At 67.8% G+C, this 25,227-nt stretch carries 21 protein-coding genes and 1 pseudogene; 14 read left to right on the top strand and 8 right to left on the bottom strand.

All coding sequences use genetic code 11. The features are described 5' to 3' along the window. From BN13_RS00605 to BN13_RS00595, 3 genes and pseudogenes are all read left to right on the top strand, one after another. Positions 1 to 568: pseudogene (locus tag BN13_RS00605) on the top strand (hypothetical protein); the annotation flags it as partial. Then, positions 561 to 1,586: a sucrase ferredoxin gene (locus tag BN13_RS00600; protein ID WP_048543577.1), complete on the top strand. Its 1,026-nt coding sequence runs from the start codon at positions 561 to 563 to the stop codon at positions 1,584 to 1,586. The pseudogene BN13_RS00605 and the gene BN13_RS00600, both read left to right, overlap by 8 nt. After that, positions 1,583 to 2,275 (top strand): HAD-IA family hydrolase, encoded by a 693-nt coding sequence (locus BN13_RS00595; RefSeq protein WP_235433884.1) that lies wholly within the window; start codon positions 1,583 to 1,585, stop codon positions 2,273 to 2,275. Before BN13_RS00600 ends, BN13_RS00595 begins: the two co-directional genes overlap by 4 nt. Before the next feature lie 41 nt (positions 2,276 to 2,316). On the opposite strand, the gene BN13_RS00590 is transcribed toward BN13_RS00595, so the two are convergent. Next, positions 2,317 to 3,045 carry an endonuclease domain-containing protein gene (locus tag BN13_RS00590; RefSeq protein ID WP_235433883.1) on the bottom strand — a complete coding sequence of 243 codons (729 nt, stop codon included), beginning with the start codon at positions 3,043 to 3,045 and terminating at the stop codon, positions 2,317 to 2,319. Between the two features lie 452 nt (positions 3,046 to 3,497). Here BN13_RS00590 and BN13_RS00585 point away from each other — a divergent pair, with 452 nt between their 5' ends. Next, a complete protein-coding gene (locus tag BN13_RS00585) occupies positions 3,498 to 5,147 on the top strand; it encodes an FAD-binding dehydrogenase (RefSeq protein ID WP_048543575.1) in 1,650 nt (549 codons plus the stop codon). Between the two features lie 83 nt (positions 5,148 to 5,230). On the opposite strand, the gene BN13_RS00580 is transcribed toward BN13_RS00585, so the two are convergent. The 5 genes from BN13_RS00580 to BN13_RS00560 all read right to left on the bottom strand — a co-directional run bounded on the left by BN13_RS00580 (position 5,231) and on the right by BN13_RS00560 (position 11,366). Then, positions 5,231 to 5,854, bottom strand: coding sequence for a proteasome activator (locus BN13_RS00580; protein ID WP_053079675.1), 624 nt, complete (start codon positions 5,852 to 5,854; stop codon positions 5,231 to 5,233). Positions 5,855 to 5,959: 105 nt separating this feature from the next. Continuing rightward, positions 5,960 to 6,898 (bottom strand): acyl-ACP desaturase, encoded by a 939-nt coding sequence (locus BN13_RS00575; RefSeq protein ID WP_048548659.1) that lies wholly within the window; start codon positions 6,896 to 6,898, stop codon positions 5,960 to 5,962. A gap of 229 nt (positions 6,899 to 7,127) precedes the next feature. Further along, on the bottom strand, positions 7,128 to 9,956 hold the full coding sequence (locus BN13_RS00570; RefSeq protein ID WP_048543571.1) for an FtsX-like permease family protein: 2,829 nt from the start codon (positions 9,954 to 9,956) through the stop codon (positions 7,128 to 7,130). Between the two features lies 1 nt (position 9,957). Beyond that, entirely contained in the window at positions 9,958 to 10,683 is a 726-nt protein-coding gene (locus tag BN13_RS00565; protein WP_048543569.1) for an ABC transporter ATP-binding protein, read from the bottom strand. Then, the gene (locus tag BN13_RS00560) at positions 10,680 to 11,366 is read right to left on the bottom strand and encodes a PadR family transcriptional regulator (RefSeq protein ID WP_084733474.1); all 687 of its coding nucleotides are present in this window, start codon (positions 11,364 to 11,366) and stop codon (positions 10,680 to 10,682) included. The genes BN13_RS00565 and BN13_RS00560 overlap by 4 nt, the downstream gene beginning before the upstream one ends. 315 nt (positions 11,367 to 11,681) lie before the next feature. Here BN13_RS00560 and BN13_RS20850 point away from each other — a divergent pair, with 315 nt between their 5' ends. The 4 genes from BN13_RS20850 (at position 11,682) to BN13_RS00545 (ending at position 14,271) form a co-directional block, all read left to right on the top strand. Then, positions 11,682 to 11,855, top strand: coding sequence for a SigE family RNA polymerase sigma factor (locus tag BN13_RS20850; protein WP_407667887.1), 174 nt, complete (start codon positions 11,682 to 11,684; stop codon positions 11,853 to 11,855). Further along, complete coding sequence (locus BN13_RS00555; RefSeq protein WP_157038356.1) at positions 11,815 to 12,093, top strand: hypothetical protein; 279 nt, start codon at positions 11,815 to 11,817, stop codon at positions 12,091 to 12,093. The genes BN13_RS20850 and BN13_RS00555 overlap by 41 nt, the downstream gene beginning before the upstream one ends. Positions 12,094 to 12,161: 68 nt before the next feature. After that, positions 12,162 to 12,779, top strand: coding sequence for a hypothetical protein (locus tag BN13_RS00550; protein ID WP_048543566.1), 618 nt, complete (start codon positions 12,162 to 12,164; stop codon positions 12,777 to 12,779). A gap of 154 nt (positions 12,780 to 12,933) precedes the next feature. Further along, entirely contained in the window at positions 12,934 to 14,271 is a 1,338-nt protein-coding gene (locus tag BN13_RS00545; RefSeq protein ID WP_048543564.1) for an IS256 family transposase, read from the top strand. Here BN13_RS00545 and BN13_RS00540 read toward each other — a convergent pair. Further along, a complete protein-coding gene (locus BN13_RS00540) occupies positions 14,209 to 15,318 on the bottom strand; it encodes an NAD(P)H-quinone oxidoreductase (RefSeq protein WP_084733473.1) in 1,110 nt (369 codons plus the stop codon). The genes BN13_RS00545 and BN13_RS00540 overlap by 63 nt on opposite strands. On the opposite strand from BN13_RS00540, the gene BN13_RS20845 reads away from it, so the two are divergent. The 3 genes from BN13_RS20845 to BN13_RS00525 all read left to right on the top strand — a co-directional run bounded on the left by BN13_RS20845 (position 15,317) and on the right by BN13_RS00525 (position 17,028). Continuing rightward, positions 15,317 to 15,664, top strand: a complete 348-nt coding sequence (locus BN13_RS20845) for a type II toxin-antitoxin system Phd/YefM family antitoxin (RefSeq protein WP_407667886.1) — start codon at positions 15,317 to 15,319, stop codon at positions 15,662 to 15,664. The genes BN13_RS00540 and BN13_RS20845 overlap by 2 nt on opposite strands. After that, positions 15,646 to 16,056 carry a PIN domain-containing protein gene (locus BN13_RS00530; protein WP_048543561.1) on the top strand — a complete coding sequence of 137 codons (411 nt, stop codon included), beginning with the start codon at positions 15,646 to 15,648 and terminating at the stop codon, positions 16,054 to 16,056. Before BN13_RS20845 ends, BN13_RS00530 begins: the two co-directional genes overlap by 19 nt. Before the next feature lie 132 nt (positions 16,057 to 16,188). Beyond that, positions 16,189 to 17,028 carry a DMT family transporter gene (locus tag BN13_RS00525; RefSeq protein WP_268806946.1) on the top strand — a complete coding sequence of 280 codons (840 nt, stop codon included), beginning with the start codon at positions 16,189 to 16,191 and terminating at the stop codon, positions 17,026 to 17,028. 9 nt (positions 17,029 to 17,037) lie between these two features. Here BN13_RS00525 and BN13_RS00520 read toward each other — a convergent pair whose 3' ends face one another. Beyond that, the gene (locus BN13_RS00520; protein WP_048543559.1) at positions 17,038 to 17,463 is read right to left on the bottom strand and encodes a hypothetical protein; all 426 of its coding nucleotides are present in this window, start codon (positions 17,461 to 17,463) and stop codon (positions 17,038 to 17,040) included. Between the two features lie 938 nt (positions 17,464 to 18,401). On the opposite strand from BN13_RS00520, the gene BN13_RS00515 reads away from it, so the two are divergent. The 3 genes from BN13_RS00515 to BN13_RS00505 are packed head-to-tail and all read left to right on the top strand — an operon-like array spanning position 18,402 to position 25,193. Continuing rightward, the gene (locus tag BN13_RS00515) at positions 18,402 to 18,695 is read left to right on the top strand and encodes a hypothetical protein (protein ID WP_048543557.1); all 294 of its coding nucleotides are present in this window, start codon (positions 18,402 to 18,404) and stop codon (positions 18,693 to 18,695) included. After that, positions 18,692 to 21,691 (top strand): vWA domain-containing protein, encoded by a 3,000-nt coding sequence (locus BN13_RS00510; RefSeq protein ID WP_157038355.1) that lies wholly within the window; start codon positions 18,692 to 18,694, stop codon positions 21,689 to 21,691. Before BN13_RS00515 ends, BN13_RS00510 begins: the two co-directional genes overlap by 4 nt. 34 nt (positions 21,692 to 21,725) lie before the next feature. Then, positions 21,726 to 25,193, top strand: a complete 3,468-nt coding sequence (locus tag BN13_RS00505; RefSeq protein WP_084733471.1) for a tubulin-like doman-containing protein — start codon at positions 21,726 to 21,728, stop codon at positions 25,191 to 25,193. Positions 25,194 to 25,227: the final 34 nt, after the last annotated feature.

Genomic DNA, 25,227 nt, shown 5'->3' with positions numbered 1-25,227 from the left:
CGCCGCCGACCCGCGCGTCCGCGCGTCCCTGCCGGCGGGGATCGACCTCGCCGACACGGCGGCTGCGGCGGCCGATCCTACGGTGATCGCCGCGGTCGACGCCGCCCGCGAGACGCTCATCGCTGCCATCAAAGCGGCTCCGGTCAGCGAACTGGTGGCCGCGCTGGCGCCCGCTCACCGTGACGGCACCAGGCCCGAGCCGGTCGCGCCGATCGCGACGGTGATGGCGGCCGACTCGATGGCGGCCGAGAGGATGGCGGCCGAGAGGATGGCCGCCGAGGGGCTGGCCGCAACCGGGATTGCCGCGGACGGGCCGAGCGAGGCGCCGGCGGTGCGGCTGCGAGCCGGACTGGCCGCGCGGTTGGAGCGGCGTGGGGAGGAGTTGGTCCTGAGTTCGCGCCTCGGGGTGCAGCCGGTGGAAGCGGCGCACGAAGGCGCGCTTCGGTCACTGTTGGCGGGCGAGACGCTCGCGGTGGCGCAACTCGGTGTCGCGGAGACGCAGCACCTCCTGCGGGCGGGCGTAGTCGTGCTCGCACCGATTCCCGGTGCGTCGATGCCCGGTGGCTGAGGAGTCGGTGGTTGAGGAGTCGGTGGCCAAGCCGTGCGCAGACGGTGCCCGGGAACGGCATGATCCGCTCATCGCGACGGCACCGCCCGTGCATCGCTGGCTGCTGCTGGAGCAGCCGCGCGGCTGGCCATCGGCGATCCTGACCTCTCCCGAACTCACGCCCTATCGCCAGCGAATCGCCGCCATCGTGTCAACCCGCCGGGCACGTATGGTGCTCGTCCGCCGCCACGGCCGCGCCGAGGGGGGCCGCGGGGACGGGGACCAGGCGGGGGGCCGGGGCGGCATACCCGAGCCGTTGACGTGGGTGGTGGTGGATCCGCTCACGGCGACCGAAGAGTCGGGCGTCTGGTCGCTCGGGGCGCCACCGGACCCAGGCTTGGCTGCCGCGCTCGCGGCGTTCGAGGCCGCCGGCCCACTGCCGGAGGCGGCGTCGGAGCGCCTCCTCGTCTGCACCCACGGCCGTCACGACCCGTGTTGTGCCACGCGCGGGCGGCCGGTCGCGGCGGCGCTCGCCGCCCGGTTCCCGCACGAGACCTGGGAGACGAGCCACGTCGGCGGCGACCGGTTCGCGGCGAATCTCGTTGTCCTGCCGTCCGGTACGTACTTCGGCAGCCTCGACCCCGACTCAGCCGTCGATGTTGTGCTCGCTCATCGAGCCGGTCGCGTCGCGGCCACGCACCTGCGCGGCGTCGCCACCCGCTCGCCGGTCACGCAGGCCGCGCTCACCGGGGTCCTCGATGCGCTCGGACCCGCCTCCCTGCCTCAACTCGTATGCCGCGTCCTCCCCCCAGAGGCAACCACCCCCGGACCGGGCGCAGCCCTCGCCGGCGTGCAGAGCGAGGCGAACCACGGCACGTGGCGGGTGCAGGTCACCGGCCATCCCGCGAACGCGCGGGTCCTGGTGGAGGTCCGGCGCGGCATACTCCCGAGGGAGCGGCGCTCGTGCCACGCAGAGGCGGCGGAGGTTGCGGTGACGTATTTCGTCCGAATTATCGTTGTGGGAGAAGAGAACGCGTGACTGACGTGGCCGTCGACCTGGGGTGCTTGGCCGGGCGAAATTTCGCCGGGGTGCTGTTCGACATGGACGGAACGCTCATCGACTCGACCGCTTCGGTGGAGCGGTGCTGGGCGACGTGGGCCGGCGAGTTCGACGTCGCGCTGGCGGACCTGCAGGGCTGGCACGGCGTACCTGCCCTCGGCGTCATCACGCACTTCGTCGCGCCGGAGTTCGTCGAGGCGGCGGATCGGCGGCTCCGCGAGCTGGAGATCGGGGACGCGCGCGACATACCAATGCTTGCTGGAGGTGCGGAATCCCTTGCCGCACTGGCGGATTCGGGTCGCGTCGGGATCGCGACCTCCTGCACGGACGACCTCGCGCTGGCCCGCTTTGCCGCGTCCGGCTTGATCCCGCCGCCCGTGGTGGTGACGGCATCGCAGGTCGCGCACGGCAAGCCGCACCCGGACCCCTATTTGGAGGCGGCGCGACGCCTTCGCCTCGATCCGGCGGATTGCCTAGTCGTGGAGGACGCCCCCGCCGGCCTGGCATCGGCGAAGGCCGCGGGCTGCGCGACCCTGGCGGTGGTCACGACCACCGGGCGCGACGCGCTCGTGGCGACCGGCAATGCCGACGCGGTCGTACCCGACCTCGCCTCGGTGCGCTTCGTCGTCGACGACTCCGGCATCCGCCTCCTCCCGGCGGTTGATTAAGGTCAGACAGTTCGTCACCCCCGAGTCACGAACTGTCTGACCTACCGGAGGGTCATGAGCCGAATCCCCTCCGCGACCTGCGCCATGAACGCCTGTGGGTTCAGGCGCAACCCAATCACCGGTATGCGGAGCACCCGGCGGCTTTGCAAGGTCAATGCGTTGGCGCGCAGCGCGTCTTCCACTGGCGCGAGACCCCAACCGTGTTGGGCACCATCGATTTCGACGACGAGGCCACAGGCGAATTCGTTATCGAGATAGATCCGCCCGCGCGGACCCCTGCGCAGTTGCTGGCGTCGTGGTTCGGGCAAGTCGGTGCGTCGACACAGGCCGGCGAAGTCCAACTCGCCCAACGAGTGTGCCCCGTCGCAAACGTCAGCGATCACTTGCCCGAGGAGGGTATGCCGCGGCGAGCGCCGCACCGTTCGCCACCGGTCGAGCAGGTGCGCCGGTGCCACGATCCGCTGCTGCACCGGGAGGCAGATGAGCAGGGCCGCCTGGCGATCCGAGGTAGCCAGCTGCGCGGCCCGGATCGTGGCGGTAGCGGGCTCAACCCGGGGCAGGACGGGGAGCACCCGACCGACGTCGCGACGACGGGTGACCGTAATGCCCGGGTGGCGCCAAACGCGCGACCCTTGTGGCACCGAGACGTCAATTCGTGTAAGCGTGAATCCCGTCATCCCTTGCGCCACAAGGGAACTGGCGCCGTCGAGGGCTGCGGCCGTGCCGGACTCCCAAACAGCCCACCAGAATGGTGCCAACCCTGTCGGCATTGCCTCTCCTAGGCGTTGCCCGTCGTGCTTGGCGCTCGCCCGTTGCCAACCGGGCACAGTGGGTCGCGGCACGGCGATCGTGTTCGGGCCGACCTGAACCCACCGACCGGCTCTGAGTTCGCCGCGGATCTCGCCAGTCGTGATCCCGGCGGCCGTGAGCATCGAGCGACGAACCAGCCCGGCATGGCGCGCAGCAAGGTCGGCTGCGACGGTGCGCCTCCAGATGACTCTGGCTGTGCCAGCACTAGGGGACTGGCTGATTTGCGTCGTGAGACTCGCGGCGATCATGTCTACGAGTCAAGCCGGGCCACGCCGGGATGTCGTGACACCGGCTTATGGGCTGTGGACGGCGAGCTAATCTCGCCGTTGAGCGCCTGTGGACAACAAGGTCAGACGGTTCAGTACCTCTGAGTGCTCAACCGTCTGACCTACTCGCGGGTAGCATTCCGGTCATGGATGCCGATGTCGTCGTCGTGGGCCACGGGCTCGCCGGGCTCGTGGCCGCGGGTGAGGTGCTCAACGCCGGGCGCAAAGTGCTGCTGGTGGACCAGGAGTCCCAGGCCAATCTCGGCGGTCAAGCGTTCTGGTCGTTCGGCGGTCTGTTCCTGGTCGACTCCCCCGAGCAGCGCCGGATGGGCATCCGCGACAGCCTCGACCTCGCCTGGCAGGACTGGGTCGGCACTGCGGGATTCGATGGGCCGCAAGACTATTGGCCGCAGCAGTGGGCTCGGGCTTATGTAGAGTTCGCCGCCGGCGAGAAGCGGGCCTGGCTGCACGGTATGGGGATGCGCTGGTTCCCCGTCGTCGGTTGGGCCGAGCGGGGCGACGGGCAGGCGGGGGGACATGGCAATTCCGTCCCGCGTTTCCACGTCACCTGGGGGACCGGGCCGGGTGTCGTGGCCCCCTTCGAAGAGGTCGTCCGCGCGGCCATCGCCGTCGGGCGCCTGATCTATCGGCCGCGCCACCGTGTCGACGAACTCGTCGTCTCCGATGGTCGGGTCACCGGCGTGCGCGGAGCGGTGCTGGCCCCGAGCACCGAGGACCGCGGCGTCCCCACGTCCCGAGATGTTTTGGGGGACTTCGAGTTTCACGCAGGCGCCGTCATCGTCAGCGCCGGCGGCATCGGCGGCAATCACGACCTCGTCCGCCGCCACTGGCCCGCCCGGCTCGGCCAGCCGCCGACGGTGATGCACACCGGCGTGCCGGCCCACGTCGACGGCCGCATGCTTGGGATCAGCGAGCACGCCGGGGCCCGGTTGATCAACACCGACAGGATGTGGCATTACGTCGAAGGCATCCAGAACTGGGACCCGATCTGGCCGGGCCACGCGATCCGGATCCTCGCCGGACCGTCCTCGATGTGGTTCGACGCCACCGGCAACCGCCTCCCCGCGCCGCTGTGGCCCGGCTTCGACACCCTCGGCACACTTGCCCACCTGCGCACCACCGGCCACGACCACTCGTGGTTCATCCTCAACTCCGCCATCGCCGGGAAGGAGTTCGCCCTCTCTGGCTCGGAGCAGAATCCCGACCTCACCGACAAGTCGGTCCGCGACGTCCTACGCCGGCCCCTAACCAAGATGCCGTCACCGGTGCAGGCCTTCCTCGACCACGGTGTCGACTTCGTTCAGGCGGCGACCATCGCCGAACTCGTGGCGAAGATGAACGCCCTCACTCCCCATACGCCCGTGGATGGGGATGCCGTGGAGCGGCAGATCCGCGAGCGCGACAGCCAGGTCGCCAATCCGTACGCCAAGGACGCCCAGGTCGGCGCCATTCACAACGCTCGCGGCTACCGGGGCGATCGGCTCACCAAGCGCGCGCACCCCCTGCACGCCATCCTCGATCCGTCGTATGGGCCGCTCATCGCCATTCGCCTCCACGTCCTCACCCGCAAGACCCTCGGCGGCATCGAGACAGATCTCGACGGGCGCGCCCTCACCCTGGCGGGGCAACCCCTCCCCGGTCTGTATGCCGCGGGCGAAGTCGCCGGGTTCGGCGGCGGTGGGGTGCATGGTTACCGGGCGCTGGAGGGGACATTCCTGGGCGGGTGCATGTTCTCCGGGCGCAACGCCGGCCGCGCGGCAGCCGCCGCGACCTGACCGCACCGCCCTGCTGCGTCGTGGGGAACGTTGCTGTCGTTGGGGCGACAGCAAAGTTCCCCACCAGCGGCGAAATCCCGGTGCTAGAGGTGCTGGCCCGTCGGGCCGCCGTCACCGGGGATCCCGGGCCGCGGGGGCTGGCCGGGCGGCATACCCATGGGGGTTGCGTCCTCCTGCGCGGCGGGGTGGCCGGGGGGAAGGGCGCGACGCATCTGCTGGAGCTGCGCCTGCGCCGCCATCTGCTGCGCGACCAGGGCCGCCTGGATGCCGTGGAACAGTCCTTCGAGCCAGCCGACGAGTTGGGCCTGGGCGATACGCAACTCCGCGTCGCTCGGGGTGCCGCCGCTGAACGGCAGTGCCAGCCGGTCCAACTCCTCGATCAACTCCGGCGCGAGGCCGTCCTTGAGCTCCGAGATCGACTGGGCGTGAATCTGGGCCAGCCGAGCACGGCCCGCGTCGTCCAGCGGTGCGCTACGGACCTCCTCCAGGAGCTGTTTGATCATCGAGGCCACGCGCATGACCTTGGCCGGCTGCTCGATGAGGTCGGCCGGGTTGCGGTCGTCCCCGGCCTCCACGACGCCCATGCCTTCCGGGGTCAACACCACGACCCGCTCGGCCGAAGCGTCTTCCGGCGCGGTCGAGCCGTCGGTGCCGGTGTCCTGGCTGGAGGTGTCCTGGGTGGCGGCGTCGTTCGGGGCGTCAGTCATGCCGATCATCCTGCCAAAGGTGGCCCGGCGCTAACGCCAGACGGGTCATCAGCCGATAGGTTCGTGGACTCCAGACTCTGTGCCGGTGACTTAGGCGGTGCCCGATCAGGCCACGCCCATCCGCTTCTTCATCATCTCGCGCTTGTCTTCGAAGCGAGAGGCTTGCTTCTCCAACTCGGTCATGTAGGCGTCGAGTTCCATCCGGGCGGCCTCGCCCTCGCCGTCGAGGCCCTCCAAGTCCCAGACCTTCCAATAGCGCAGGACGGGCGCCACGACCTCGTCCTTGTGCGAGCGAAGGTCATAGATCCCGGCGAGGGCGATCTCGACGGCCTTGCGCTGGAACCCAGGTATGTCGGTGCCCGGCATGGCGAAGTTGGTCACCACATCGCGGATCGCACACATCGCCTGGTTGGGCGACAACTCCAGCGCCGCCTTGAGCAGGTTGCGATAGAAGATCATGTGGAGGTTCTCATCGGCCGCGATGCGCTGCAGTAGTTGCTCGCACAGCGGGTCGTTGGTGTAGGTGCCGGTGTTGCGGTGCGAGATGCGCGTGGCCAACTCCTGGAAGCTGACATAGGCGAGCGAGCGCATCATGTCGCCGGAGTGCTGCGACTCGTAGCCCGTCGACATGTGCGCCATCCGGTGACGTTCGAGGTCAACGGGATCGACCAAGCGCTTGACCGACATGTAGTCGCGCATGGCCACGCTGTGCCGACCCTCTTCGGCGGTCCAGCGGTGAACCCACTCGCCCCAGGCGTCGTCACGCCCGAAGATGATCGCGATCTCGTGGTGATAACTCGGCAGGTTGTCCTCGGTCAGCAGATTCACGATCAACGCGGACCGGGCGACGTCGGAGATCGGCGCGTCGTCGGGACTCCACGGCTCCCCGCCCATCAACCCGTCGTAGTTGCGCCCGTCCGACCACGGCACGTAGTCGTGCGGGAACCATTCCTTCGCAACCTTGTTGTGCCGGTTGAGTTCGCCCTCGACGACCTGGCTCAACTCCAGCAACAGCGCCGTCTGGGTCCATGCGGTTGTGCTCATCGTGCTCACCTCGGAATCGATGGGCGGCAGCGGGGCGGCTATGACCCGGCCATGCGGTCAAGGCTAGGGGGCGAACGCCGGTGCCGCTACCGTCGCAGCCCATCTCGCTGAAATGAGCCGGGCGGGAGTGCGCCCCTGCACGCACTCCCGCCCGCTCCCCATACATCCCGGCCCCCGCCGGGACCCGTCACGCCCCGCCCGTCACGCCCGCGCCGTCACGCCCCGCCTGTCACGCCCGACGCGTCACCGTCGGCGCCTTCCGGATGGCGATCGCCGCGATGAAACCGGCGATCAAGGGCACCCCGACCAGGGTGGCCAGCATGGGCAGGATCGGTATGCCGATCGTCGGGCTGAGCGTCATTGGCTCGCCGGTCACGCTGTCCCACCCGTTCGAGGTCTGCGGATAGGCGAGTGCCACGCCGGCGACCAGGCCGATCAACGTCCCCAGGAGCCCGCCGGCCAGCGCCACGGTCACCGCTTGCGCCGCCGCGAAGCGCCGGCGCGTTCCCTTCGTCGCCCCGACCGCGGCCAGCGTGCCCATGTCGGATTGCTGCTCGGCCAGCGCCAACGCCGTGCTGATCAGGGTGACCGTCACCAGCAGGAACGCCGCGATCCCGAAGACGATCAGCATGATCCACTTGAACTCGTTCTGGTATCCGCGCTCGATTTGCATCTGGCCTTCGCTGGTCAGATGTTCCTGCACATTCTTCTGGGCGTCGGTGCTGATCGGGCCACGCGGGTCATACAGGAAGTAGGTGTTGATCTGCGTCGGCAATTGCAGCTTCTTCGCCGTCTCGACCGGGATCACGACACCCGAGTAGCTGTCGACGGCCGCCCGGGCATACGCCTCTGCGGGGATGACATAGGCGTCGACCTGCGTCTCCTGCGAGGTGAGGACCTTCGCCGGCCCGCTCGGGCCGTTGGCCTCGTAGGCGCGGGTGCCATAACCGAGCGTGACCTTCCCGCCGGGTGCCCAGGCGGCGTCGGCGACCCCCACGGCTCCGTTGCGAACCGCCTCCGCGGCAGCCCCGGTCAGCTGCAGACGCCGGATGACTTCGTCCGCCGGGATCACAATGAAGCCGCTGCGCTCCGGACCGCCACTCGTGCCGGCCTTGACGCACGGGTTGGTGAACGGGTCGGAATTGTTGGACCAGTCAGGCAACGACTGCGCCAGCGTGCAACCGGGCGGTATGACGCTCGCGAACGCCTCGTCCGTCGGCTCGGTCGTGCTCGTGGGGTCGTAGTTGGAAATCTGGTAGCTGGGTACGAGTTTCCACGTCGGAGCGTAGGTCGCGGCCGCCTGCTCGAACTCCTGCTTCATGGTGGTGTCGCCCAGCCAGACGGTCCCCTCCCCGGCGATATTGGTCGGGACGTACTGCCGCTCGTTGAACTTATCCAGGCTCTCCCCGGTCACCGCGAAAGTCGCCAGGAGCGCGCTGCCGGCCATGACGGCCGCCACGGTCGGGGCGGAGCGGTGCCGTTGGCGGGCGGCGTCCCGGGTCGCCATCCGGAACGGTGCCGGGAAGCGCGCGGCGATCCGTCCGGCCACCACCAGCATGAGCGGGATCAACAGCAGGGGACCGACAAACAGGCCGAGTATGCCGATCATCGCGGCCCCCGCCGACTCTTTCGTCACCGCGAGGAAGGTGCCGATGCCGCCGATCGCAAACAGGATCAGACCGACAATCGGCAGTTTCCGGCTGTGCGGCGGGGAGACGTTCTGCCCCTTCATCACCCCGATGATGTCGAGGCGACCCAGTCGCAGAGCGGGGATCAGCGCGGCCGTCAGCGCTGCCAGAGTCGCGCAGATGGCGACGATGGCGACGGCGATCCACGGCACCTGGTTCGGGCCGACGGCCGTTGTCCAGGGCCGGGTGGTGCGCCAGTACGTGGCCGCTGCCAAGGCACCGGCGATGCCGACGGCGGCGCCGACGACGACCGCAACAACGCCGAGAACTACTGCGGAGGCCAGGACCGACCGGCGCAGCTGGCGCGTCTCGGCGCCATTGCTCGCCGCGAGCGCCAAGGATCGGCGCTGCCGTCCGGCGCTCACGGCGAAGGCCGGCCCGACCAGCAGGGCGGTCAAAATGAACAACGTGCTGCCGAGCATGGCCGCGGCGATCCGGGTGTCATTGCTCTGGCGCTGCTCTTCAGGGGTGCGGTCGGCGACGACGGGCGGATTCTCGATGGCTGCCCGGCTCACCACCGTCAGGCCGTAGTCGTTGAGCTTCTTGACCTCGTCCCAGCTCACTGGCGTGGACCGCTGGAGCAGGCGTTGCGTCTGCCAGAAGTTTGCGCCATCCCAGACCTCGGTGGTGAGGAGGGACGGCATACCCACGTTGGGATCGAGCAAGGACGCCTCGCCGACCACTGTCACGGCCTTGGCGGTGCCATTCGGCAGGCGCAGCGTGACCTGCCCGGACTTCGGCATCCCCTGGTGAACTCCCGCGGGTGTCACCGCGATCTCGGCATTCGAGGTCGGCCAGCGGCCGGAGAGCAGCGACAACTTCGGACCGAGATCGACGGTGGGATCGAGGTAGGCGACGGAGGCCGACGGTCGGCGTTCCGGGGTGGCGTCCCACCGGATGTCGCCATAGCCGATGGGCACGATGGTTCCCCCGAGGAAGGCCCCGAGCGCGGCGTTCTGTTCAGCGGCAGGCGCGTCCGCGGCATACCCGGGTATGGGGAGTGCCTTGGGAGGCGGGGATCCATCGCTCGGCCCGCCCATCTCCCAGCCCTCGACGGATTGGTTGAGGATCTTGGTCTCCGAGATGTTGTCAATGAGGGCGACGGCATTGCCGAGGCGCGCCGGCAGGTCCTCGCGGGCGCTGCGGGCGGAGGTGCTGGCGAGGGTGAGGCCGCCGACGATCAGGGCGACCGGCAGGCCGACCATGACGACGACTAGGGCGCTGCGACCCTTGAAGCGCAGCGCATCGCGGCGAGCCATCTTCAACGAGACGAGCCAACTGGCCAGCCAGCGTTGGAAGCGAGAGCCGGACGTCAGTGACGGGCCGGGAGGGCGCGTCGGTGCCTGCGGGAGCGTGGATGTGGCGGTCATGTCAGTGCCCCGCCCCGGCGAGCAGATCGTGGATTTCGTCCGGCGAGCCGGTGGTGTCGACGACCACGCCATCGCGCAGGAAGACGACCCGATCGGCCCAGGCGGCGTGCCGAGCCTCGTGCGTGACGAGCAGGCCGGCGGCGCCGGAGTCGCAGCGCTCCCGCAGCACACGCAGCACACCCTCGCCGGTGTGCGAGTCGAGAGCGCCGGTCGGTTCGTCCGCCATGACGAGGCGTCGATCGCCGACCAAGGCGCGAGCGATGGCGACGCGCTGCTGCTGACCGCCCGACATCTTGTCCGGGAAGCGGTCGATCAACTCGCGAAGGCCGACCAGGTCGAGGGCGTCACTGGCGAAGTGACGTGCCTTGCGCGGGGAGAGTCCGTCCAGTTCGAGGGGGAGCGCGACATTCTCGCCTGCCGTGAGGGAGGGGATGAGATTGAAGTCCTGGAAAACGAAGCCGACGCGTCGGCGGCGTAGCGCCGCCAATTGGAGGGCGGACATAGTGCTCAGTGGCTCCCCCTCGATGAGGACCTCGCCCGAGGTCACCTTGTCGAGCCCGCCGGCGACATTGAGCAGGGTGGATTTGCCGGAGCCGCTGGGGCCCATGACGGCGACGAGTTCGCCCGGGCGCACTTCGAGGCTGACGCCGCGGAGCGCGTGGACGGCGGTCTCGCCGGTCCCGTGCGTACGGGTGACGTCGACGAGACGAAGGATTGATTCGGTCATTTCTTTGCCCCCTGCAGATCGGTTGAACTTGAATCGGTGGTTGCTTGCGTCGTGCCGGACTGGTTCCTTGGCTGGTTTGTGCCGGACTGGTTCGTGCTCATGCGAGGGGATGCCCCGTCAGTCACTGCGGCACGCCGGGGCATCGCGGCGGCCCGAGCGAGGCTGGACTCGACATGGTCAAGCCAGCGGACCTCGCTTTCGGCGGCGAAGATGAGGTTCTCGACGACCAGGAGCCACGCGAGGTCCCGCTGCTCTCCTTCGGACGTATGCCGATCGCTCGCCTGCGTCTTGACCCGCGTCAGATCCCGCAAGTGGCGAATGGTCGCGGTCCGCTGGGTCTGGACGACGGCGCGGACGTCGACGCCCGGGGTGGTCACCGCGAGCGCCAGTTTGATGACGAGTTCGTCGCGGGGCGTTTCCTCGCGCCGCACGGGCGTCTCCCACCAGGCCATAACCTCGGTGCGCCCGAGATCGGTCAACTGGTAGCGGATCCGGCCTTCCTCATCGGGCTCGGCGTCCTGGACGACCATGCCGTCGCGCTCGAGGCGGGCCAGCGTGGTGTAGACCTGCCCGACATTGAGCGGCCACGTCCCGCCAGTGCGGCCCTCGAACTCGCTGCGCAACTGCGCGCCATACATGGGTTCCTCGGCCAGGAGGGCCAGCATCCCCAACTTGACTGACATTCGCGCCGCCTTCCATTCGGTCGGGTGTCACCGGTCTAATACTGGGTATTTCCCGTGCTGAAGCGACTGTATACCGAGTATGAGAAGGTTGGCAATACGCGGTATGCGGGTGGTGGGTCACGTTCTGATGACACGACTGATGACGCCTCATACCCCTCCACAGACGACGGTTCGTTCGTGTAGGACGTAACGGCAGAATCGAGGTTGACGGGAGGGCAGGCGGGCGTCGATTTCGAGGACTTCGTCCGGGCGAGGTATGCCGCGCTCGTCCGCGCCGCCTATCTCCTGACGGGGACGCGCGAAGGCGCCTAGGACCTGGTTCAGGATGTGCTCGTGCGGGCCGGGGCGAACTGGTCTCGGATCATCGGTCGCGGCCACCCTGAGGCCTACGTGCGGCGGATGCTCGTGACGCAGTCGATCGATACCTGGCGCAAACATGATCGACCAGGTGGAGACGGTGATTCGGGAGGCAGCTGCGCGGCCGGGTGAGGTTGAGCTGCCGGACGCACCTTCGGGCGATCTGATGGACCAGATCATGGGGCGCGTGGAGCGGTCGCGGCGCCTGGGCCGGCTGCGGTTGCTCGGCGGTCTGGCGGCCGCGTCGATGGCGTTGGCCGGAGGGGTGTGGGCCGCAGGGGGGGTGGGCGGGGCTTCAGTACTTCCGGGGGAGCGAGTCGCTGCCGCCGGCGACGATGGCGAATACCTCGGCGACGACCGGGGCGAATAGTGGGACGACCGGCGCGACGGCCGGGATGACGACCGGCTCGACGACCGCGGCGCTGACCCTGACGTGCGATGGAGCCCGTCTCGCCGCTGCCGCCGCGCGCAGACCGCCTTGCCGCGCTCGTGCATACGCGAGATGACCGGGTGCTTGTCGTGGATGGCGACGGGCGGTGCTGGAGTGGGCCGAATGGACTCGGTGACGTCATCGGCGTGGCGGGCGCTGGAACACGGGACTGCGGCCTGAAGTCACTCAATCTCGACTATGTCCGCCAAAGCGACGTGGCACGCGTGATTGATTGGCAGTCCACCGGAGCGGCACCCACGGCCGCGTGGTGCCTGGGTGCGGGGATGGTGGGGTCGGTCGCACCGGACGGGCGGTCGGTGGGCCTGGCGGCGTCGAATGGCGGTGGGGGCATCCGGTGGTCGGTGGCCGATCTGGGCACCGGAGCGGAGGGAACTGTGAGCCTGTTGCCGGGCAGCTGGGTTCCCGGGGCTCCGTGGTTGGCGGATCAGCCGCTCACCAAGGGCGCTGGTTCTCCGGGCACAAGATCGACGGGCACAAGTTCGACGGGCACGGGATCGACCTTTCAGCTGGTCGACGGTAGCGGGCGAGTGCTCGTTGATTCCGATCCGGCGCTCCAGGTTGACGAGGTCCACCTCGCGCAGTGGTTCGTGGACGCCCGTAGTTGAGCCTCACGGAGTTTGAGGGTCAGGGCCGCAGCGCCAGGGCTGGAGTGTCAGGGCAGGAGCAGAAGCGGTCGTGTCCAGCGGCCGGTGTAAATGAGACGGGCGTAGGTTCGGTTTCGAGACCGCTCAAAGTCATCGAAGGAAGGACCCTACGCCCGTGTCTGCACGAGTATCACCCACCGATCGGATCCACGCCAGGATCGACGCCCTGTTCGCGCAGGACCGGCCGCTGCCGGAGGTGTTGGAGGAGGTGGCCCGGCTCGGCGCGCAGCTGTTGATGCAGGCCGCCTTGGAGGCCGAGGTCACCGAGTTCCTCGGCCGGGAGCGCTACCAGCGCGCCGCGACCATCACCGACGCCCGGCCGGGGTCCCGTAATGGGTACCGGCCGGTGACGGTCAAGACCACCGCCGGACCGGTCCAGCTGGAGCGGCCGAAGCTGCGCGGCACCACCGCCGCGTTCGCCTCCCGCCTGTTCGGTAAGCATGTGACCAAGACCAACGCGTTGGAGTCGTTGGTGATCGCCGCGTTCGTGCGGGGCCTGTCGGTGCGCGATGTGGAGGCCACCTTGGCTGAAGCCCTCGGGGACCAGGCCGCGATCTCCAAGTCCACCGTCTCCACCATCTGCCAGGCGATCACCGCCGAGTACGAGCAGTGGGCTGCCCGCCGCCTGGAGGGGGTGAGCGTGGATTACCTGTTCCTGGACGCCTCGTTCTTCCGGATGCACCCCGGCAGCCCGGCCGAGCCGGTGCTGGCCGCCTGGGGGATCAGCACTGACGGCAAACCCGTCTTCATCGGCCTCGCGCCCGGGGCCGGGGAATCCACCGACGCGTGGGTCGACTTCCTGGCCGACCTGCGCGATCGGGGCCTGGGCAGTCCGCTGCTGGTCATCTCCGACGGCGCTCAAGGATTGATCGCCGCGATCGAGCAGATCTACCCGAAAGCGTTGCGGCAGAGGTGCCTCATCCACCGGCTGCGGAACGTTCTGGCGAAGACCCCGACCGGGATGCAGGACGAGATCCGCGACAGCTACTGGGCCATCTTCGACACCACCGACCTCGATATCGAACCCGGCCCCGCGCTGGTCGACCTGATCGACACCCGCGTCCGCGCGTTCGCCGAGAAGTACGCCGCCATCTACCCGGCAGCGATGAAGATCCTGCTCACCGACGCCGCCGGACTGAGCGCCTACCTGCGCTTCCCGGCCGAGCACCACCAACGGATCCGGCACTCCAACTTCATCGAACGCACCTTCGGCGAAACCCGCCGCCGCGCCAAAGTCATCGGCCGCTTCCCCGGCGAGACCTCCTGCATCAGCCTGGTCTGGGCCGTCCTGGACCGCGCCTCCGCCGGCTGGCGCGGCCTGGCCATGACCCCCGCCGGCTCACGCCTGCTACACGACCTCCGCCGATCCCTACTCGACCCACCCCGCGAACTACGACCCCGACACGCCGTCGACCACGCCCACCAAACCGACGCTGTCACCGCCACCGCGTAACATCAACCCCACGAAACCTGAACCAGAGCCCGCGCGTTTACACCGGAATCTGGACGCCACCAGCAGAAGCTTGCCGATGTGCTGGCTCGCTTCGAGGTCGCGGTGCGCATCGGCGGCGTCGGCCAGGGGGTAGGTCGCCTGGATCACCGGCCGGACCGTTCCTGACTCGCCATTCCCACTTTCAGCGATCAGCGGCCAGACGTGCTCCCGAACGGCGGCCACGATCGTGGCCTTCTCCGCGAGCGGGCGGGCGCGCAGCGAGGTAGCGATCACCGCGGCGCGCTTGGTCAGGAGTTGGCCGAGGTTCAGCTCGCCGACCGCCCCGCCCTGTAGGCCGATGACGACAAGGCGCCCGTTGATGGCGAGGGCATCGACATTGCGCGGCAGGTACTTCGCGCCCATATTGTCGAGGATGACGTCCGCCCCGCGCCCGTCAGTCGCCTCCTTGATGCGCGCGACGAAGTCCTCGTCCCGGTAGTTGATGAGGACCTCGGCGCCGAGGTCACGGCATACGTCGAGCTTGTCTTGCGAGCCGGCGGTGACGGCGACCCGTGCCCCCACCGCGCGGGCCAACTGGATCGCCATGGTGCCGATCCCTGAGGAGCCGCCGTGGCACAAAAAGAGTTCTCCCGTCTGGAGATTCGCGGTGAGGAAGACATTGGACCAGACCGTGCACGTCACCTCGGGAAGGGCGGCGGCGTCCTGGACTGAGATGCCGGCGGGTATGGGGAGGAGTTGCGTCGCGGGGACGGCGACCAGCTCGGCATACCCACCGCCGGTCAGGAGCGCGCACACTTCGTCGCCGACCGCCCAGCCCTCGACCCCCTCCCCGAGCGCGTCGATGGTGCCGCTGACTTCCAAGCCGGGGTATGCCGATGCCCCCGCTGGCGGCGGATAGAACCCCTTGCGCTGCATGACATCCGCGCGATTCACTCCCGCCGCGGCGACCCGGATCCGCACTTCGCCCTGGCCTGGGGTCGGGTCGGGCACCTCGGCCAGGACCAGAGCGTCGGGCTCGCCAGGGCTTGGAATCGTGATCGCCTTCATGCCTCCCGATCGTAGGCACCAGCAGATTGCCCGGCCACGACCGCGGGAGTGGCAAAGTTGCTACGCTTTGTGCATGACGACCGTAGCCAGCCGTGACCTGCGGAATCACACGGCCGAGGTGCTCCGCCAGGTGGCTGAAGGGACGGATGTCACCGTGACCGTTCACGGTCGCCCGGTTGCCCTGATCACGCGCCCGACGAGTGCTAAGCCGACCTTTCTCACGCCCGCGATGGTGGTTGGGCCGGGTCACGAGGGCGGAGTTGATGGCCGTCTCCGAGCCGACCTGGCGTGGATTAAAGATGGCTCCACGGACGAATTGAATGATCCATGGGCAACCCACGACTGACGAGAGGCCTCGCGGACTCCAGTGTCTTCGTCGCGCACGAGACGGGCAGAGCGATTGATGTGAAGTCAATGCCGCCGGACTTGGCGGTCTCGGTTATCACGGTGGCTGAGTTGCGGGCGGGCGTACTCGCGGCCCGGAGCGTCGAAGAGCGGGCGATCCGTCTGCGAACGCTAGAGCGGGCGACGGCCGCAGAGCAGCTACCTGTCGACGGGCGTGCAGCGCAGGAATGGGCACTATTGCGCGTTCACCTCGGCCAAGCCGGGCGACGCGTGAATGTCAACGACCTGTGGATCGCGGCGGTCGCCCGGGCGAATGGCCTCCTCGTCGTGACGCAGGATGACGACTTTGACGTGCTCGCGGATCTCGGTCTGGTGGACGTGCTTCGGGTCTAAGGGCAGCCCACCGAACGATTGACTACCTACCGGGCCTGGTGTCGTCAGGTCGAACCCGATGTCGGGCAGGATTCACGGCATGAGCGCCGATGTCGACCGGCCAATGAGCCGCGGACGCTGGCGGCGGCCGCGGTGACGATGCTGTTCTGGGCATCGGCGTTCATCGGGATTCGCGCGGCGGGCAAACATTTCGACGCGGGTGCCCTGGCCTTGTTGCGGATGGCGGTCGGGTCGGTCGTCCTCAGCGTCATTGCCGGGGTGCGTGGGGTGCGCTGGCCGCCGCGTCGCTCGCTGGCAGGGGTCGTCGCGTGGGGCGTGGCGTGGTTCTGCGTTTACAACGTCGCGCTGAACACCGCGGAACAGACCATCGACGCCGGGACAGCGGCGCTCGTGGTGAATCTTGCCCCGCTGATGGTCGTTATCGTCGGCGGTCTTCTTCTCGGAGAAGGCTTTCCACGAGCGCTGGTGATCGGCGCGCCCATCTCGTTCCTCGGGGTTGGGCTCATCGCGACCCAGTCCCGGGGTGGTCACGTCGAGTTGCCCGGGCTCGCGCTCGCGCTGCTCGCCGCCGTGATGTATGCCGGGTGCACCCTCGGCCAGAAGCGCCTCCTCGCGAGGGTGGACTCCACCACGCTGACCTGGCTCGGTGCGGTCGCCGGGACCATCGCCCTGCTGCCCTGGGCAGGTCGGCTTGCATCGGATCTGCAGACGGCGCCGACGTCGGCGACCTTGTGGGTGGTCTATCTCGGCATCTTTCCGACGGCCATCGCGTTCACGACCTGGGCCTATGTCCTGGCCCGGACCTCAGCCGGTCGCACGGCCGCGACGAGCTATATCGTCCCGGCGTTTGCGATCGCGATGTCGTGGCTGCTCCTGAGCGAGGCGCCAACCCTCCTGACAGTCATCGGTGGTGTGCTGTGCCTAGTGGGCGTGGCGATAACCCGCCTGGGCGGGGCCTCGCGGCCGAAGTGACTCCCGCGGTCAACGACCGTCGTCGAGGAGCGCGTCGAGAATCGGTCGGAACGGACCGAGATCGATGTTGTGGTCCTGGGCGTAACTCAGGACCGAATGACCAGCGGCTCCCGCGGTTCCTGATAACTGCTGCCTGGCCCGATCCTGGACAGTGTTTACGCCGAGCTGCATGGCGCCGAGAAAGACCATGGGCGTCACGATGACGCCGATCGCCATCGCGATCCCGGCCATTCCTCGACGGGGGCCACGCACAAGGCCGATCACCGCCACGATTAGGCCGACGGTGATGAGAATGTCCATCCCTAACCATCCGGTGAGCCACAAAAGGCCGTCGCCTAGCGGATCGGTCGAAATGAGACTCACGGATGCGATGGCCTCATACAGCATCAAGGCGCCGACAAGTGTCCCGACCACGACCGCGGTCAGCGCCCCCACGCTGAGTCGCCCGCGTCGGCCCTTGAGAGAAGCAGTGGGGCCGGTTGAGCCTGCAACGGCTACTGGGTGGCCAGAGCTGGCCGGTGCCCCCAGCGGATGGGATGACGGTGTCGGACTCCACACTGCGAGGTCTCTGGGGGCGGGTGTGGGTGTCGTATAGGACTGTATCGAGCCGAACTGAGGGGTGGGCGTGCTCACGAAGTGAGGAGTTCCCGTCGGATAAATGGGTGATCCGGCGGGTGCCGACCACGGGCTGCTAGGGACTTGGCCCGGCGATGCGACATCGTCCGGGTCACTTAACCTGAGGTCATCGACCGACCAACCGTCTCCCATGAATAGTCACCGTCTTCTCCGTCGTGCGTGGCACGGCGGTCGGCGTGCGCACGGATCTTGCGCGGTTATGCGATGCCGGAATGCTATTGGGCGATTTCGCTTGTTCCCGGTCCTCCTTTTCAAGGACAACGCGGGGGCATCGTCGTTCGCGCACCTCTAGGCGGTCAGTTGAGGGAGGGCGCGCCATGGCTTGTCCTTCAATGCGAGGACTGGTCGGTCCCTGGACACTCCGGCAAGTTGATTGGGGCCCAGCACGCCGCTCTTGGCCTGTTGGACTGCGGCCCACGCCATCCCACTGCAGAGGACGACACATGAGCTGGAACCCCGAGCCATTTCCCGGGTCCCAGGGGGTTGGCGGTCAGGCCGGCAGCGGCTCTCTTGGTGGCTCCGGAAGTGGGGCCTCGCAATGGCCAGGAACGGGGACCTCTCCCTGGGACCCCGGCGGGCCAGGTGGTGGGGGTGCTCCAGTTTGGCCTAGCCCTGACGAAGCGCCCGTCGAAGGCTCCGCGTGGGGCAACGAGGGGGGCGCGACCGATCTGTGGGGCGGTGGATTCGATGGCGGAAGCCCCGGCCCGGTTGCTGCGTTGCCGCCGGGTAGGCCACCGGTGCCCTGGATCGCGGGAGCCGCAGCTAGCGCCGGACTCGCGCTCATCGGCGGGCTACTTGCCGCATTCGTGCTGAATGGTTCGCTCCCCCTGGCACTCGTCAGCTGGCTCCTTGCCGGACCGGTGGCTATCGCATTGTTGGGGCAGTTCGTCAAGGGTGATGAGCGCCAGCGTGCGCGGGCGTTCTACGACGGGTCCTGGGCTCGCCCCGCCACAGTGGGCGTCGGCATCTTGGCGATTTTGGGCGTGACGGCGTCGGCCTATGTCATCGCCAACTGGGTGGCTACGCGATGAGCACCCTTATCGCTCGGGCTGTGGCTGCCGCCTTCACCGTCGGCGTTGTCGCTCTTCCCGTCACCGTCGCACCGGATGCACGTGCGGTCTTCTCGGCGTCCGTGCCGGCACCGGCCTCACCACCCATCCGGTCATTCGCGACGGAAAGAGCGGCCGGTTCGCAGGGAATTGCCAAATTCGGCGCGTGCATGAAGAACAAGAAGTCCGCCGACGTCGTCATCCTGCTGGATGAGTCGGGTTCGTTGAAGGACAGCGATCCGGCAGGTGCCCGGGTGGACGCGTCCAAGTACCTCGTCAAACAGTGGGCTGCTCTCGCTCGGGAGAACAAGGTCAAGATGGCCATTCAGTCCATGGGCTTCTCGGGAAGCGTGTCCGATGCCAGTGGCGCGTGGCGTGACGCCGCGACTGACGAGCGCCGCATCACTGAGGAGTTGGAGGCATTCCGGCCGCGAGACACCGGCGCACAGACCGACTACTGGATGGCACTCGACGGCGCCCGCTCGGCGCTCGCCGAACGCTCCGAGAGCGGCGGGTCCAGCTGTCAGGCCATTCTCTGGTTCAGTGATGGAAAGCTTGACGCGTTCTCGACGTATCAGGGCGTGGTCAACGGAAAGGTCAAGGAGGCGGTCAAGCCTTACCTCAAGGCCAAGACCGACAACGCCTCGGCCACCGCAGCTGCCAGCAAGGACCTGTGCCGCAAGGGCGGCCTAGCTGACCAAGTGCGTTCCTCGGGAGTCGCGACGTTTGGGATCGGGTTGGCCGCCAAGACCGCAACTGCGAAGGACCTCGACCTCATGAAGTCCATCGCCCTCGGCACCAACAACTGCGGTGCCGTGTCGGCCGCGGGCACAGGCGACTTCCACTTGGCGTCGGATATCGGCCAACTGATGTTGGCCTTTGACGCGCTTCGCACTCCAGGCCAATTGCCGATCACGGAGCGTCGCAAGGTGTGTCAAGGGCAAGTCTGTGCCACTGAAGCGCACAGTTTTGTGCTCGATGACTCGATCACCAGCGTGCACGTAGCCGCCACGGGGGGCGCCACCGGCCTTGACCTCTATGTGCTCCCACCCAAGGGCGATGCGGTCAAGATTCCCATCGCAGGGACAAAAGACACCCGCGTCGGGGGAGCGGTCATCCGCAGCGAAGGACTTGCTGAAGACACCGTCACGCTGGACTTCTCGGCGAAGGGGTCCTGGACTGGCTTGTGGTCACTGGTTTTCGTAGATCCCAAGAGTGGCTCCGGCAATGCCGTGTCCGAAACGTCGATCTCGTTGTCTGGGGACATCGAGCCAACGGCGACCCTGCCGGCAGGCACCATCTATGCGGGAGAGCGCTCGAAGCCAATTCAGCTCGGGTTGCAGCGCACGGACGGCAAGCCCATAGACCCCAAGTCGCTCTTGGGCTCCGTGGTTGTCGATGTCGCCTTTACAGACTCGGCCAAGAACGTCACTCCGGTCGCCTCGGGCATCGATGCCGCGGGGCTGGCGGAACCGGTGACAATTGATCTGACCAAGGCGGCCGATGGCGCCGGCACGCTGACCGTTGAGGCGACCATTACGACGGCGTCGATCAAGCCGGCGAAGGGGAAGACCATTCCCGGCACGCCGCTCGCCACGTCGGCAGTCGACGTCGATGTTGCCGTGGCACCGCCAGTGGGGTTCCCCACCGTGACTGACACGGTGACATTCGGGTCGGCCAGGGGTGCGGCCAAGTCGTCCGCATCGGTCACGGTCACCGGGCCTGGTTGCGTCTGGGTGGACGGTCCCCAGGTGACCGCCGCCCCCGAGCAGGCCGGGGAGATCGCGGTGAGCAGCAGCGCTAGTTCAGCCACCTCCTGCATCGCCGTCGCCGACGGCGAGACCAAGGAGTTGCCGATCGACTTCGCTACGTCTGCCGCGGCGAATGGGGCTGTGACGGGGACGTTGACGGCGCATCTCGCGCCAAAAGACGAGCCGGATCGGGCACGCACGAAGTCGCTGACTTTCACGGCCAACTTGGCGAAGCAACCGGATATTGGCAAGCGCTGGGCAGTATTCGTGGCCACCTTATTTGGAGGCATCGCAATCCCCGTGGGGCTCATGTACCTCGTCAAGCGGATGAGCTCCAAGATCCCGCCACTGCCGCTGATGGCCGGTGTGTTCGACGTATCGGTCGATGCAGGCCAAGTGCTGCGCGACGGCACGCCCTTCGCGTTGCAGCCGCACGAGTTGCGTGACCCGATCCCCATTCCTTTGGAAGGCGCGACGTCCCTGACGATCGGTCCCGCCCAGCTCAAGGTGTCGAACGGGTGGTCACCTTTCGGCGCCGGATCGGTGCGCGCCGCGATCGCGGGCGCCGTCGGCGTGTCGTCTGAGCGGTCCGCAGTCCGCAAGGATGGACAGGCGGAGCTGCCGCTGGCAATCCACAACACCTGGGCGCTCTTCACGGCCCCAGATCGAGGACCCGGTCACGGTCGCCTGCTCCTGCTGGCTAGCGCCGATGCGGGGCCGGATCGTCGCTCCGACCTGGTCAACAAAGCCCTCGCGATCATTCCTCAACGCCTTCAGGAAATGAGCGCGAGCGCGGGTGCAGCGTCCGGAGCGGTCCCGTCGCCCTTCCCCGGCGACCTCGGGACACAGGGCGGCACAGCAGGACCAGTCCTTGCGGATCCGGACGCGACGTGGAGCCCAGGGGCAACCGGCCGACTGGACTCGGTCAGCGGAGATCGTGAGTGGGGTTCCCCGACCTACGCGCCAGGCGGATTGGCCGATCCCTGGGGGCAGGGTGCCGCTACTCCGCAGCCGAGTGGGTCGGCCGATCCGTGGGCGCAGATGGGCGGGGACGCACCGGCATACGAACCGCCGACTGAGGTGATCCCCCAAACCGGCGCGCCGGCGACTGACGCGGAGTCCATGGCGACCCAGCCGCGGGCAAATATCGCCGAGCAGACCGGGTTCTTCGACTGGTCGCCTGAAACCACGTCGCCGTGGCCCCCCGACGACAACTCGTCGCGCTGACCTTCACTTTCGACTCCGAGGGAGCTTCTGTCGTATGCGCAATATCCTGTTTGTTGGTTGTGGTGGCTCCGGCGGGGCGTTGCTTGGCTATCTAATGGACCAGCTCCGCTCTGATTTGCGGCGGCAGGGCATCGAGCAGCTCCCGAGTGGGTGGGGATTCATCCACGTGGATTGTCCGCCGTCCCCGGACCCGTTGGCTCCTGGCCTGGGCACCATCTGGGATCTGGGGGGCAAGTACATCGCGTTGGCGCCACAGGTCGGGTCGTATGGCATTGTCGACCGAGCCGTGACGACGGGCAACGCGTTGGGTGAGATTGCGACGTGGGCTCCCCGGCGTCCCGATCGGGTGAACGTTCCGATCCAGCTAGGGGCCGCGCAGCAGCGAGTCCTGGGGCGGGTCTTGCTGGCGTCGCGGGCACCGAGCCTGTTGGAGCAGTTGAAGGCTGCCGTGGATGGGATGAAGTCCGCGGAGGCGACCAGCGAGATGTATGCCGCGGCGAAGGCTTTGGGAGAGCCCTATGACGCGGCGCAGGCGTCATACACCATCGTTTTGTCGTCGATGGCCGGCGGCACGGGCGCCTCCATTGCGTTGGACGTCTGTCGCATTCTCGGGCAGATCGTCGACAGCTCGTTGATGTCGGTGTTCATGTGTTCTCCGGATGTGTTCGATTCGATTCCTGCGACGCTGCGCGTGGGGGTGCGTCCGAACGCGCTGGCGATGTTGGGGGAGATCGTCGCGAGCCAACTCGGGGAGTCCCATGAGCATGACCTGGCGTTGTTGACGGCGGTCGGCGCGCCGGTCACCGGTGCCGCGCCGGTCCCGTTTGCGCGCGTGATTCCGGTTGGGCGCTTCTTGGGGACGGCGGGAACCCCGTTCGGGGACGGGAGCATGCAGACGATCTACCGGGGGGTGGGACAGTGCCTGGCGGCGTTGACCGTCAGTGAGAAGGCTCTGGAGAACTACCGAAAGTTCATTCTGGAGAACTTCACTCCGCGCGCGCATACGCGAGTGTCGGCCTTTGGGTGGGGCGCTAACAGCAATCCCGATATTCAGTGGGGGTCGATCGGCTATGCCTCGTTGTCGATGGGGCGTGATCGCTACGCGGAGTATGCCGCGCAACGCATGGCGCGGGCCGCGCTGGACCACCTGATCGGTGGCCATCTGCAGCGAGGGAACCCCAACTCGGGGCAACTTCAGGCGCGCGCGATGGTCGCCTCGCAGTGGCCTTATGTGTGTTCACAACTCGGTCTGCCCGCGGGTGGCGGGCAGGATCCGCAGGCGCTGGTGCGGTGGCTCTACGAGGGGGGACTACCGCGGCAAAAGTCCGCGCACATTGCGCGCTCGGTGGTGGAACGGGGACTGTCGGCAGAGATGCCGGTCGCTACCGCCGGCATTCCGTCCGAGCAGTTCGTGCCGACGCTCATGGCATTCCTAGGTCGCGCGCGCAACCAACTAGCCGAGTTGTCGCGCCAGGCGGCCTATGCCGACGCCTACGTCTGGACCGGCAGTTTTGTCTCGCGATTGGAGTCCGTTATCGGAGACGCCATCGCGCAACACGGCTTGGTCTACACCAAGGAACTCATCTCTGTCCTGCAAGAACATCTGACCGGCAACTACGGTGCCGCCGGGCTCTCGGCTCTCGGTGCCCAAACGCCAGATGCGGCGCAAGTCCCGCCAGGAGTCGGGGAACTGTTCTCTTCCATGCGTGGGGTCATCCAACGTGGCCAAGATCTCGCGGACCAAGTCAAGGAACGCTACGCCGCCATGCTCGATATGTCGGCGCGCGGCATGTGGTGCTCCCACGTAGCCCAGGTCCTCGGGGATATCGCCGGCGGCGTCTTGGCCCCCATGAATGAGGCGGTCATGGCCGCGCTGCGCGAGGTCGAGTCCGCGCGCGCGGCCGCCGCCACGCGCACCGGGCTGGCAACTGTCGCGACCCCGCTCTATCCCCTATGGCCTTCCGACGAGGACGTCATCGTCGACGCCCGCTGGAGCGCAGCAGACAACGAAGTCCTCCTCACGCCCGCAGCCGCATTCCCCGATCAGTACCTTCGCGATCTGGCGACCGCGAGCCAGATCGACAGCGACGGGGCACCACCACCCATCGCCGAGGCTCGTCGCCGCACTACCCATGCCGTGGTGACGGGCCTATGGGCGACCGCCGGCGGGTTCTCGCCCCCCGGCGGCCTGATCACAACCGACCCGCAATTCGTCGCGAAGTCGCTTCCGATCGACCCGGGCACGGGGCGGCCCCAGATCCCCACCCGAGCCGTCTACACGATGCACGTCAGCGCCGAGAATCTCCTCGACCGTGCCCGACAGTACGTCAACCGGACACAGTCTTCCTTCTCACTCTTCGTCCAGGAATCCATCCGCGCCTACGTCGACACCGGCGGCGGTCAACGCAGCAACGAGGTCGTCGGCAAGTTCCGATCCGTCTTGACCAAGGCTGTCCCTTTCGCCCAAGTCAGCCCGCACGTCGTCGACGAGGTCCATGACGGCCCGGCCACGGTCAATTTCTTCTTCTCCGACATCCCCTTCGCCGGCTTGCCCATCGCCGCCGAACTGGAAGCGCTCGTCACCCAAGACTCTTCCGTCGACGCGTTGACCACCCAGAACCTGACCTTGGCCCTCAGCCAAGCCCCAGCGACGCGGATCGACGTTTTCGGCTACTACCCCAACGAACTCCCCGTCGTCTACTCCGGACTCCTCGAGCCAACCCGAGCCCAATGGGCCCAATCCATGTCCGCGGACTCCCGCAAGACCTTCTGGCACGGCCGACGCAGCCGCCCCCTGCCCGCCGCCCTCGCCATGAGTCGAGCAGAACGCCAAGCCATGGTGGGCGGGTGGTTCCTCGGCCAAATCACCGGCGAAATCGACATCCCCGCACCGCCATACACCCAGCCCGTCCGCGTCTGGGACGCACAGAAGAAGACCTGGCTGGCGTTCCCGAACCCCCTCCTGACACCGCCGGAACGATTCCTGCGCAACTTCGACTGGCTCCCCGCCGTCCTAGAATCCCACCTCCTCGCGGTCGCCAACTTCGGCGCCAGCCCCGTCGGCCAATCCATGGCACCCTACGAATCACTCCGCCGAATCTGGGACGACAACCCCGACGAACCGACCCCCATGGCCGCCGGAATGTTCCAAACCCGCGGATCACGAGCCCTAGCCACCTGGCTCACCGACGGTCGCACCCCACCCGGACCTGGCTCACGCGTCCCCGGAATCGAGCCAACCGCCACCGGCGAGGACCGGCGCACCGCCGCTCTCGCGTGGCTGGACTCCATCCACGGCCTCGTCAGCGACCACTTCCGCCCGGACGGCAGAGGTGAATTCTGCCAAATCACCTCACCCGACCAACGCGAACGCGTCCCCTTCTTCCGCGACCTCAACGCCGACCTGCACAAAGTCCTCCCACAACTAATCGACATGACAACCAACGCCAGCATCGGTGGCGCCAACAACAGTGCCCACGGCGTCATGGACGCGACGTTCTGACCATTGCCCCTGTGCCCCCAACCTCACGCGAGCG

The sequence above is a fragment of the Nostocoides jenkinsii Ben 74 genome (assembly GCF_001046875.1).
GTDB classification, from domain to species: Bacteria; Actinomycetota; Actinomycetes; order Actinomycetales; family Dermatophilaceae; genus Nostocoides_A; species Nostocoides_A jenkinsii.
Note: the sequence above shows the minus strand (reverse complement) of the source record. Positions and strands in the feature narration are given on the sequence as shown.

Excerpts from the sequence above, each read along its gene's own strand:
- BN13_RS00580 (WP_053079675.1), bottom strand. The coding sequence starts at position 5,854 with ATGACTGACGCCCCGAACGACGCCGCCACCCAGGACACCTCCAGCCAG.
- BN13_RS00565 (WP_048543569.1), bottom strand. The coding sequence starts at position 10,683 with ATGACCGAATCAATCCTTCGTCTCGTCGACGTCACCCGTACGCACGGG.
- BN13_RS00585 (WP_048543575.1), top strand. The coding sequence starts at position 3,498 with ATGGATGCCGATGTCGTCGTCGTGGGCCACGGGCTCGCCGGGCTCGTG.
- BN13_RS00570 (WP_048543571.1), bottom strand. The coding sequence starts at position 9,956 with ATGACCGCCACATCCACGCTCCCGCAGGCACCGACGCGCCCTCCCGGC.
- BN13_RS00590 (WP_235433883.1), bottom strand. The coding sequence starts at position 3,045 with ATGCCGACAGGGTTGGCACCATTCTGGTGGGCTGTTTGGGAGTCCGGC.
- BN13_RS00560 (WP_084733474.1), bottom strand. The coding sequence starts at position 11,366 with ATGTCAGTCAAGTTGGGGATGCTGGCCCTCCTGGCCGAGGAACCCATG.
- BN13_RS00540 (WP_084733473.1), bottom strand. The coding sequence starts at position 15,318 with ATGAAGGCGATCACGATTCCAAGCCCTGGCGAGCCCGACGCTCTGGTC.
- BN13_RS00575 (WP_048548659.1), bottom strand. The coding sequence starts at position 6,898 with ATGAGCACAACCGCATGGACCCAGACGGCGCTGTTGCTGGAGTTGAGC.
- BN13_RS20845 (WP_407667886.1), top strand. The coding sequence starts at position 15,317 with ATGCCTCCCGATCGTAGGCACCAGCAGATTGCCCGGCCACGACCGCGG.
- BN13_RS00510 (WP_157038355.1), top strand. The coding sequence starts at position 18,692 with ATGAGCACCCTTATCGCTCGGGCTGTGGCTGCCGCCTTCACCGTCGGC.
- BN13_RS00505 (WP_084733471.1), top strand. The coding sequence starts at position 21,726 with ATGCGCAATATCCTGTTTGTTGGTTGTGGTGGCTCCGGCGGGGCGTTG.
- BN13_RS00530 (WP_048543561.1), top strand. The coding sequence starts at position 15,646 with ATGGGCAACCCACGACTGACGAGAGGCCTCGCGGACTCCAGTGTCTTC.
- BN13_RS00550 (WP_048543566.1), top strand. The coding sequence starts at position 12,162 with ATGGAGCCCGTCTCGCCGCTGCCGCCGCGCGCAGACCGCCTTGCCGCG.